The sequence below is a fragment of the Polaromonas sp. Polasp52 genome (assembly GCF_059491565.1).
On record NZ_CP168513.1, the window covers coordinates 4,519,413 to 4,529,584 of the forward strand.

The following is a 10,172-nucleotide window of genomic DNA, read 5'->3' on the forward strand; positions in this document are numbered from 1 at the left end:
CATCTTGAACCTGATTTCATGGCTGATGGCATTGCTGGGCGTGGCCGTGGGCGCGCTGGCCGGCATCCTTCTGTACGCCCGCTGGTTGCGGCAACAGGCGAGTGAAAGGCTGCGTATCCCCAAAAAATGGCCGCTGGCCGCGCGCGGGATCGTGACCGACGACGAACTTGAGGTCTGGAAATGGCTGCGCAGCGCTTTTCCCGAGCATGCGGTCATGCTCAAGCTGCCGGTGCTGCGCTTCACCATCCCGACCGAAAAAGACAAGGACAAGGAAAAAAACAAGGAAAAGAAGGAGCGCCTGCTTGAATTGCTCAACGGCGTGTACACCAGCTTCACCATTTGCACGCTGGATGGCACGGTGGTGGGCTGCGTCGACCTGCGCGGCAAGCGCGACGTGAGCCGCGCCAGCCGGGAGCTCAAGGAGACCCTGCTGTCCGATTGCGGCATCGCCTACACCACCATCAAGGCCGGCCGGCCGCCCACCGTGAGCGCCATGCGCGCGGCTTTCCTGGGCGAAATCCCCGAGGAACTGATGGAGGAGCACCAGGAAACGCGCGGCGGCGACAGCAGCTTCCACGCCGACCTGGAGTCTTTCACCCGCGAGCGCAAGCGGGCCGCCAAAGACGCCGCGCTCAAGGAACTCAACAAGGAAACCAAGCAGGAGGCCGCCCAGGCGGCCGCCAACCGCGACATCGGTTTCAACCCGGACGGCACAGGCGGCCTTCGCATCGACAAGAACAACCGCTTTGCGACCAACTGGGAAGACTCCTTCATCGAGCCTGCGGACGCGCGGCCGGCCAAGCTCGAATAGGCAGGGGGTTCATGAGCTCGGCCTTCCAGCGGGCGTCGGCCCCGGCACGCCCCCGGCCCCCGCGACCCGTCGCCATGAAAACACCATCGTGAGCAGGCTGGGCCATACCCGGGACAAGATCTACAAGACCGTGGCGCGGCAGCTGCACGGCGTGGTGCCCTGCTGGGTCTGCGGCGAACATGTCACGCCCCAGGCCGCCACGCTGGAACACATCAAGCCCTTGAGTGAAGGCGGCAACAGCCACGTGGAAAACCTCGCCATCAGCCACGAAGTCTGCAACGGCCAGCGGCACGCCGCCGGTGCGGTGCCGGCTTCGGCGGCCGTGCCGGGGCGGGTGCTCAGGCGCGCCGACTCTGGCGTTTCCGCATGAGGCGAGCCTGGTTGCGCGGTGCGTGGCTGCTGCCGGCCGTGCTGCTGGCCAGCCTGGTATTTCCAGCCGCCGCGCAAAAGCCGAAAGCGCCGGCAACGGCAACAGCAAAGGCGCAAGCGCCCGCCGCCACTGTGGCGCAGGCCGACGCCCCTGCCGATACCGGCCATGAACTCGCCATAGGCCGCGAAGGCCGCTATGTGCTGTCGCGTTCTTTCTCCTACCTGGAGGATGCCGGCGGCGAACTGGTGCTGGCCGATTTGCTCAAACCCGAGGCCCAGGCGCGCTTCCAGCCGGTGCCGCAAACCGGCCCGGCCACCAATTTCGGCCTGACCCGCTCGGCCATCTGGCTGCGCGTGACGCTGCGCCCTGAGCGCGACGCGCCGGCCGACTGGATGCTGGAGCTGGCCTACCCGCCGCTGGACCGGCTGGAGCTGTATGCGCCTGACGGCAAGGGCGGCTTCAGCCGGCAGGTGGGCGGCGACCTTTCACCCTTCGCTGAGCGGGCTGTGGTGCATCGCAACCACGTGATGCCTGTGCGCCTCAAGCCCGGCGCCGCTTCCACGCTTTACCTGCGCGTGAGTTCGGGCGGCACGGTGTCGGCCCCGGTGAACCTGTGGCAGCCCGCGGCGCTGTGGCGGCACGACCAGGCGGAGTACGCCACCATCAGCCTGTACTTCGGCCTGCTGATAGGCCTGCTGCTGTACAACCTGCTGCTGTTTTTTTCGGTGCGCGACCGGGCCTACCTGATTTACGTCGCCTTTGTGGCCTGCATGGCCGTCGCGCAGGCGGCGTTGACCGGTTTCGGCGCGCAGTTTTTGTGGCCGGGCCAGCTTTGGTGGAACAGCGTGTCCCCGCCCACCGGCATGGCCGCGACGGCGGTCTTCGGCCTGCTGTTCGCGCGCAGCTTTCTGTCCAGCGCGCTCAGGATGCCGCGCCTGGACCGGCTGATGCAGGCCCTGGTGGCGGGCTGGCTGCTGACCTTGCTGGCGGCGCTGACGCTGCCGTATATCGTGTCGTCGCTGATGGTGACGGTGCTGGCGGTCTTCAGCGTCGTCACCCTGGTGGTCGTGGGTGTGCTGAGCGTGCGCTCCGGCCACCCGGGCGCCAAATACTTCCTGGCGGCCTGGGCGCTGCTGCTGGTGGGCGTGGTGACGCTGGCGCTGCACAACACCGGCGCGCTGCCGTCCCATGCGCTGACGGCCAACTCCCTGCTGATCGGTTCGGCCCTGGAGATGGTGGTGCTGTCTTTCGCGCTGGCCGACCGCATCAACGTCACGCGCCGCGAGAAGGAGCAGGCGCAGGCGCGCATCATGGCCGAGCACGCCATGGTCGAAGCCCTGAGCGTCTCGCAGGAAAATTTCCGCACGCAGCTCAAGGAGCGCGAGATGATCCTGGAAAACTCCATCGTCGGGATCGCCTTCCTGACGCCGGACGGCCGCTTTCGCTGGGCCAACCAGGCCATGCTGGAGGTCTTCGGCGTGGGCAGCGATCAGCTGACCTCGATGGAGCCTTTCTACCTTTCGCGCGAGGAGTACCTGCGGGTGGGCGGCGAGGTGGCCGCCTGCGTGAGCCGCGGCGAGAACTACGAGGCCGAGATCCAGGTCAAGCAGCACGACGGCACGCTGATCTGGGTGTCGCTGTCGGGCAAGGCGGTGAGCGAGCGCGACCTGAGCCAGGGCACGGTCTGGGTCATCATCAACATCACGCGGCGCAAGGAACTGGAAGCGCAACTGGTGCGCACCTCGTCGGAGCGTGAAGCCATCCTCAACAGCGCGCTGGTGGGCATCGTGCTGTCGGTGAACCGCCGCCACGAATGGGTCAACGAGAAATTCGCGCAGATGATGGGCAGCCCGCGCGAGGCGCTGATGGGCCAGCCCTCGAGCTACATCCACCCCGACCTGGCCACCTGGGAGCAGTTCGGCAAGGAGGCGCGCGAGGCGCTGATCGCCACCGGCAGCTATATCAGCGAGCGCCAGCTGAGGCGCCGCGACGGCCAGCTCTTCTGGGTGCAGATGGCCGGCAGTTGCGTGCAGCCCAGGGAACCCGAGTCGGGCGTGATCTGGGCCTTCCTGGACATCACCGAGCGCAAGCAGTCGGAAGAGGACACGCGCGAGGCGCTGGAGCAGCAGCGCGCGCTCAATGAGCTGCGCACCCGCTTCGTGGCCATGACCAGCCACGAGTTCCGCACGCCGCTGTCGGGCATCCTGTCGGCCGAGGAGCTGCTGCGGCATTACGGCAGCCGGCTGCCAGAATCCGAGAAGCTGGAAATCCTCGACAGCATCGCCGCGGGCGTCAAGCGCATGACGCGCATGCTGGACCGCGTGCTGATGCTGGGCAAGGCCGATGCGCAGATGCTGGAGTTTGAGCCGCACCCGCTGGACCTGCAGGCGCTGTGCCAGCAGCTGGTCGAGGAGGCGCGCATGCAGCAGCCCGGCAGCCTGTGCGAGCTGCGCCTGGACTACACGGCCGGAATCGGCCAGGGGCTTTACGACGAGAAGCTGCTGCGCCATATCTTCAGCAACCTGCTGTCCAACGCGGTCAAGTATTCGCCGCTGGGCGGCCTGGTGCTGTTCCGCGTTCGCAGCGAGGAAGACATGGTGATCCTGGAAGTCGAGGACCAGGGCATAGGCATTCCCGAAGACGAACTGCCCCACCTGTTCGAGTCTTTCCACCGCGCCAGCAACGTGGGCACCATCCAGGGCACGGGCCTGGGCCTGGCGATCGTGCGCAACGCGGTCGACATCCACGGCGGCACCATAGACGTGCGCAGCAGCGCCGGTTCGGGCACCACCTTCACGGTGCGCCTGCCGGCCAGGCACTGAAGGCAGCGCGTATGAACACGCCGCTCGTGATCCAGAGGCGCCGGCTGCTGCAGTCGCTGGCGGCGGCGGGTGCCGGCCTGTACCTGCCGGGCAGGGCGGCCGCGCAGACACGGCTGGCCGGCGATCCCTTCACGCTGGGCGTGGCCAGCGGCTCGCCCACCCACGACTCGGTGGTGCTGTGGACGCGGCTGGTGCTGGACGGCGATGAGTCCTTGCGCCTGCAAGCCGGCCCGGTGGCTGTGCGCTGGGAGGTCGCGCATGACGAGGGCTTTACCCGCATCGCGCAGGCGGGCCAGGCGCAGGCCGTGGCCGGGCTGGCGCATTCGGTGCACGTGGAGGTTGAGGGCCTGGAGCCCGACCGCTGGTATTTCTACCGCTTCGCCGTGGGCCATGCCGTGAGCGCCACCGGCCGCACGCGCACCTTCCCCGCGCTGGGCGCCGAGGTGGCGCGCCTGCGGCTGGCCTATGCCTCCTGCCAGCGCTGGGAGCACGGCTACTACAGCGCCTACCGGCACATGCGGGCCGAGGACCTGGACCTGGTGATGTTCCTGGGCGACTACATCTATGAATACCCCAACGCCGGCCAGGCCGTGCGCAAGCCCACCGGCGGCTGGGTGCTGACGCTGGACGACTACCGCGCGCGCTATGCACTGCACAAAAGCGATGCCGACCTGCGGGCCATGCACGCGGCCTGCCCCTGGCTGGTGACCTGGGACGACCATGAGGTGCAGAACGACTATGCGGGGACGTCCCCGGGCTACAGCGGGCCGCCGGTGGCCGATTTTGCGGCCCGGCGCGCTGCGGCCTACCAGGCGTTTTACGAACACATGCCGCTGCGCGCCTCGGTGCTGACCCGCGCCATAGCGGGCCTGGCCGGCGGCGCCGAGATGCGCATTTACCAGCGCCTACCCTATGGCCGGCTGGCCTCGCTCTATATGCTGGACGCGCGCCAGTACAAGGACGCGCAGGCCTGCACGCGTGAGGGACGGGCCGGCTCCAGCACGCTGAACCCGGCCAACTGCCCCGCCTGGAAGCACCCGGCGCGCAGCATGCTGGGCGCGCAGCAGGAAAGCTGGCTGGATGCCGAATGGGGCAGCGCCGCGGCCAGGGCCGGCGGCTGGAACCTGGTGGGCCAGCAGTCGCTCTTCGGCCAGCGCGATTTCCGCCCGGGGCCGGGCCAGGTGCTGTGGAACGACGGCTGGGACGGCTATGCGGCGGCACGCACGCGTTTCACTGATTCGCTGCGCAGGCATGCCGTGGCGAATCCGGTGCTGCTGGGCGGCGATGTGCACGAGAACTGGGTCGGCCACGTCAAGGCTGACTATGCCGACGCGGCCAGCGCGGCCGTGGGTACCGAGTTTTGCGGCACCAGCATCAGTTCGCGCTCGACGGACAAGGCCAGAACCCCCGAGGTCCTGGCCGAGAATCCGCACTTTGTGTTTGCCGACTCGGAACGCAGGGGTTACGGCGTGGTGGAGCTGACGCCGGCCATGCTGACGGCCACGCTGCGTGTGGTCGACGACGTCACGCGCGCCGACAGCGGGGTGCAGACCCTGGCGAGGTTCGCGGTGCAGGCCGGGCGGCCGGTGCTTGAAAAAGCCTAAGCTTTGTAAGTCGCTGAAAGGCCCTTGTCCAGGAAGGCATTGTTGGCCTCGCGCACCTTGGCGGCCTCGTCGTCATAGAGGAAGGGCAGAAAGGCATAGCGCCGTCCGCGCGTCACCGTGGAAACGGCGTGCAGCAACGAGCAGGAAAACACCAGGGCGCCGCCCGCCGGGGGTTTGAAGGACCTGGGGCCGTATTCCGGGAAGCTGACTTCGCCGCCCTCGAAGTCTTCGTTGAGGTTGATGGACACGGCAAAACGCCTGTGGGCCGTCCCGCGGGTGGTGTTGTCGCGGTGGGCGTTGAAATGCGCTTGCTGGTCGGCGCGGTAGCAGCCGATGATGTAGCGCTCCATGCGGGTGGCCTTGAACTGGTGCACCTTGGTGATCTCGGGAATGATGCGGCGCTGTATCCAGGCGCGCGCCGCCTTCACGACGGCGAGGTCGGTGATGTCGTAGTCCTCACGCCGTTTGTGCCCGTGGTCGTGGGCCAGGACGGTTTTGCCGTTCTCCTCGCGCATGAAGCCCGATTCCTGGCCCCCATGGGTTTCGTAAAGGGCGATGAGTTCCCGGCAGAAGCCCGGCGGGAAGACGTTCGGCAGCATGAGGATGGGGGCCTGCAACTCCATGCCCGCGAAGCGCGAGGGCGGCGGCAGGCCGGCCAGGCAGGACAGAAGCGCCTGCATATCGCCGGAACCCGCCAGGGGCAGTACTTTTAATATCCTGAGGGTCGGATCCAGCACAAAACACAGGCGGCGGATGCCGGCCCGCTTTTGCGCCATGTCGGCATCGTGCGGCACCACGCCATAAAGCTCGCTCACCTGCGCGTCAAAGTCCCAGAGGAAGCGGTAGCCGGGATAGCGGTCGGCGACGCGTTTTTCGCTTTCATCGCCCGGGTCCAGGCTGACGCCGAAAAAAGCGCAGTGCGCGTCGTTGAAGATGTCCCGCCGCTCCAGGGCCATTTCTATGGCCGTCCGGCCCAGGGGCTCGGCGGCGCTGGCGAAAAAGCACAGCACGATGTAACGCCCGGCCGCGGCATGGATCGAGTAGCGCGGATTGGCGAAGGATCTTTGCCGGAACCAGGGCGCCGGATCGCCCGCGAGAAGGTTGAAGTATTTGCCCATCTGTTTTCGGGGATTGCTAGGGGTTGCCTGCTTCCAGCAGCGCGTTGATGGCGTTCAGGTCCGCCTCGCCCAGCGTGGCGTTCGCGGCCTTCAGGCGCAGGCCCTGGAGCAGGGTCTCGGCGCGTGCCTTGTGCCAGTCGCGCTGGGCCGCGAACAGCTGCTGCTCGGCATTGAGCACGTCCATGTTGATGCGTGTGCCGACGAGGTAACCCACCTTGTTGGCGTCCAGCGAGCTTTTGCTGGAGGTGATGGCCGAGGCCAGCGCCTCGGTTTGCGCCGCGCCGTTGACGACGCCCGCGAAGGCCTGGCGCGCCTGGGCCACCGCTTGCCGGCGCGCCGCTTCCAGGTCTTCCGCGGCCTTGCCCTTCAGGGCCACGGCTTCGCGCACGCGCGATTGCACACCGCCGCCGGCGTAGAGCGGAATGGTCAGGCTCATGCCGACCTGGGTGGCGCGTGATCGCACCGAAATATCGGACGGGGAGGTGATGCTGCCCGAGGTGAAGTTGCTGCCGTAGGATGCCGTCAGGTCCAGGGTGGGCGAATGCGCCGCCTGGTTTTTGGCGATTTCGTGGTCGGCCACCTCCAGCGTTGCCTGGGCGATGCGCACCTGGATGGATTGTTCCCGCGCGCTGTCCAGCCAGGGCTGCAGGCCCGCCGGCTCCGTGCGCGGCAGGGAGCCGTCCGCGCGCAAGCCCGCCAGGCGGGCATGGGAAATCCCCAGGATGCGCGTCAGCTCGGCCAGCTTGTTCTGCAGTTCATTGCCGGCCACCACCGCCTGGGCGCGCGCCAGGTCCAGCCGGGACTGGGCCTCATGCACATCGGTCACGGTGCCGGTGCCGCCTGCGAAGGTGCGGCGGGCCAGGGCACGCTGCTGCTCCATCGCGGCTGTCTGCAGGTGGGCCACACGCTCGGCCTCCTGGGCGACCAGTATGTCGAGGTAGGCTTGCGCGGTGCGCAGGATCAGCTCCTGTTCGGCCAGCCGGAACTGCGCCTCGGCCAGCAATTCCTGTTGCCCGGCCTGGTCCAGCGCCGCCGATGCGGTGGCGCGCCACAGGGGCTGGCTCAGCTGCAGGTTCCAGCTGCGGGTATGCACGTCGCGCGCCACGGCAGGCAACTCGCTGAAAGAAGCTTGCCCGGCTTGCCGGCTGGCGGCGCCGACCAGGTTGACCGCGGGCAGCAGCGCGGCGCGCGCCTGCGGCACCCGCTCGCGCGCCGCCTGCAGGGTGTAGACGGCGCCGAGGTAAACGGGGTCGCGTGCCTGCGCCTGGCGGTAGACCTCGAGCAGGTCGGCGGCCGGCGCGCGGAAGGAGGCCAGCAGCAGCGGCAAGCCGGCCAGCCACAGCCGGCTACTCCAGGCATTCGGTGCGCGCAGTGGGTTTGATGTTTGACGTGTGAAGCGCGGCGTATGCACCGGCTTTGGTTCGGGGTCCTGCACCTCGACCTCCCTGCTGTAGTGTTCAAATTTGAACCATACGGGAGGCCATGGACGCTTCTGCCGGCAATTGTCCGCAGCCGGACTTTCATTGCGGGAAATACCCGCGCGGAACGCAGCGAACGCGCCGGTGCGCGGGGGTTCAGGCGGCGAGTTCGGCTTCTTCTTCGAGGTTGTCGCTCAGGAAGCCGCCGCTCTGGTGGGCCCAGAGGCGCGCGTAGAGGCCGCCATTGGCCAGCAGCGTGCGATGGTCGCCTTCCTCGACGATGCGGCCCTGGTCCAGCACGATGAGGCGGTCCATGGCGGCGATGGTCGACAGGCGGTGCGCGATGGCGATCACGGTCTTGCCCTGCATCAGGGTGTTGAGGCTGCCCTGGATGGCGACCTCGACCTCGGAGTCCAGCGCGCTGGTGGCTTCGTCCAGCAGCAGGATGGGCGCGTCCTTGAGCATCACGCGCGCGATCGCGATGCGCTGGCGCTGCCCGCCGGACAGCTTCACGCCGCGCTCGCCGACGTGCGCGTCGTAGCCGTGGCGGCCGTGTGGATCGGTCAGGTCGGTGATGAAGTTATCAGCCTCGGCGCGCCGTGCGGCCAGGCGCATGTCGTCGTCGCTGGCGCCGGGGCGGCTGTAGGTGATGTTGTCGCGCACCGAGCGATGCAGCAGCGAGGTGTCTTGCGTCACCATGCCGATGTGGCCGCGCAGGCTGTCCTGGGTAACGTGGGCAATGTCCTGGCCGTCGATCAGGATGCGTCCGCCATCGAGGTCGTAAAACCGCAGCAACAGGTTAACCAGTGTCGATTTGCCGGCGCCGGAGCGGCCTATCAGGCCGATTTTCTCGCCGGGCCTGACGGTCAGCGTGAGCTTATCGATCACGGACTTGTTTTTGCCGTAGCTGAAGTCCACGGCCTCAAAGCGCACTTCGCCGCGCGGCACGTCCAGCGCGGCTGCATCAGGTGCGTCCACGATGGTGTGGGGCCGCGACAGCGTGTTGATGCCGTCCTGCACGGTGCCCACGCTTTCAAAGAGGCTGGTGGTCTCCCACATGATCCAGTGCGACATGCCCTGCAGCCGCAGTGCCATGGCGGTGGCCGCGGCCACCGCGCCCGCGCCGACCTGGCCCAGGTGCCAGAGCCACAGCGAGGTGCCGGCCATGCCCAGGATCAGGCCCATGCTGAGCGTGTGGTTGACGATTTCAAACGCGCTGACGAGGCGCATCTGGGTATAGCCGGTCTTCATGAACTCCCCCATCGCGTCGCGCGCGAAGCCGGCCTCGCGCCGGGTGTGCGAGAACAGCTTGACGGTGGTGATGTTGGTGTAGGCATCGGTGATGCGGCCCGTCATCAATGAGCGGGCGTCGGCCTGCTGCTTGCCGATACGGCCCAACCGCGGCACGAAGTAAAAGAGGCTCGCGATGTAGAGCGCCAGCCAGACCAGGAAGGGCGCCACCAGTTTCGTGTCGAAGGCCGCGGCCAGCACCGTCATGGTGGCGATGTAGACGCCCATGGCCACCAGCACGTCGGCCAGCACGAAGAGCGTGTCGCGCACCGCCAGCGCGGTCTGCATGACCTTGGTGGTCAGCCGGCCGGCGAATTCGTCCTGGTAGAAGGACATGCTGTGCCCCAGCATGAGGCGGTGAAAATTCCAGCGCAGCCGCATCGGGAAGTTGATGGCCAGCGTCTGGTGCTTCACGGTGGTCTGCAGCGCCACGGCCGCGATGCTGGCCACCACGAGGAGCGCAAGCCAGCCCAGCGCAGTGCCGTGCTCGGCCCACAGCTTGGCGGGTGCCGTCGCACCCAGCCAGTCGACGATGCGGCCCAGCATCGCGAACAGCAAGGCCTCAAACACCGCCAACACCGCCGAGAGCAGCGCCAGCAGCAGGATGTAGCCGCGCGCGCCTTCGGTGCAGGCCCACAGAAAGGCCATGAAGCCCTTGGGCGGCAAGGCGGGGTCGGCGTCAGGGTAGGCGGGAAGCTGGCTTTCGAATCGTTTGAAAAAACCCATGGATGTCGGTGTC

General features: G+C 67.6%; 7 protein-coding genes. 4 read left to right on the top strand and 3 right to left on the bottom strand.

Going from position 1 to position 10,172, the window contains the following annotated elements:
- Positions 1-4 precede the first annotated feature (4 nt).
- The 4 genes from ACEN9P_RS21125 (at position 5) to ACEN9P_RS21140 (ending at position 5,607) form a co-directional block, all read left to right on the top strand.
- Entirely contained in the window at positions 5-811 is an 807-nt protein-coding gene (locus tag ACEN9P_RS21125; RefSeq protein ID WP_495620375.1) for a DUF2726 domain-containing protein, read from the top strand.
- An 88-nt stretch (positions 812-899) separates the two neighbouring features.
- Positions 900-1,181, top strand: a complete 282-nt coding sequence (locus ACEN9P_RS21130) for an HNH endonuclease (protein ID WP_477662685.1) — start codon at positions 900-902, stop codon at positions 1,179-1,181.
- A complete protein-coding gene (locus ACEN9P_RS21135; protein WP_495620376.1) occupies positions 1,178-4,003 on the top strand; it encodes a 7TM diverse intracellular signaling domain-containing protein in 2,826 nt (941 codons plus the stop codon). Before ACEN9P_RS21130 ends, ACEN9P_RS21135 begins: the two co-directional genes overlap by 4 nt.
- A gap of 11 nt (positions 4,004-4,014) precedes the next feature.
- A complete protein-coding gene (locus tag ACEN9P_RS21140) occupies positions 4,015-5,607 on the top strand; it encodes an alkaline phosphatase D family protein (RefSeq protein WP_495620377.1) in 1,593 nt (530 codons plus the stop codon).
- Here ACEN9P_RS21140 and ACEN9P_RS21145 read toward each other — a convergent pair.
- From ACEN9P_RS21145 to ACEN9P_RS21155, 3 genes are all read right to left on the bottom strand, one after another.
- Entirely contained in the window at positions 5,604-6,725 is a 1,122-nt protein-coding gene (locus ACEN9P_RS21145) for a 2OG-Fe(II) oxygenase (RefSeq protein WP_495620378.1), read from the bottom strand. The genes ACEN9P_RS21140 and ACEN9P_RS21145 overlap by 4 nt on opposite strands.
- A 16-nt stretch (positions 6,726-6,741) precedes the next feature.
- Positions 6,742-8,160, bottom strand: coding sequence for a TolC family outer membrane protein (locus ACEN9P_RS21150; protein ID WP_495620379.1), 1,419 nt, complete (start codon positions 8,158-8,160; stop codon positions 6,742-6,744).
- 139 nt (positions 8,161-8,299) lie between these two features.
- A complete protein-coding gene (locus ACEN9P_RS21155; protein WP_495620380.1) occupies positions 8,300-10,159 on the bottom strand; it encodes an ABC transporter ATP-binding protein in 1,860 nt (619 codons plus the stop codon).
- Positions 10,160-10,172 lie beyond the last annotated feature (13 nt).

Coding starts and splice junctions, on each gene's coding strand:
- ACEN9P_RS21135 (WP_495620376.1), top strand. CDS start 1,178: ATGAGGCGAGCCTGGTTGCGCGGTGCGTGGCTGCTGCCGGCCGTGCTG.
- ACEN9P_RS21140 (WP_495620377.1), top strand. CDS start 4,015: ATGAACACGCCGCTCGTGATCCAGAGGCGCCGGCTGCTGCAGTCGCTG.
- ACEN9P_RS21145 (WP_495620378.1), bottom strand. CDS start 6,725: ATGGGCAAATACTTCAACCTTCTCGCGGGCGATCCGGCGCCCTGGTTC.
- ACEN9P_RS21155 (WP_495620380.1), bottom strand. CDS start 10,159: ATGGGTTTTTTCAAACGATTCGAAAGCCAGCTTCCCGCCTACCCTGAC.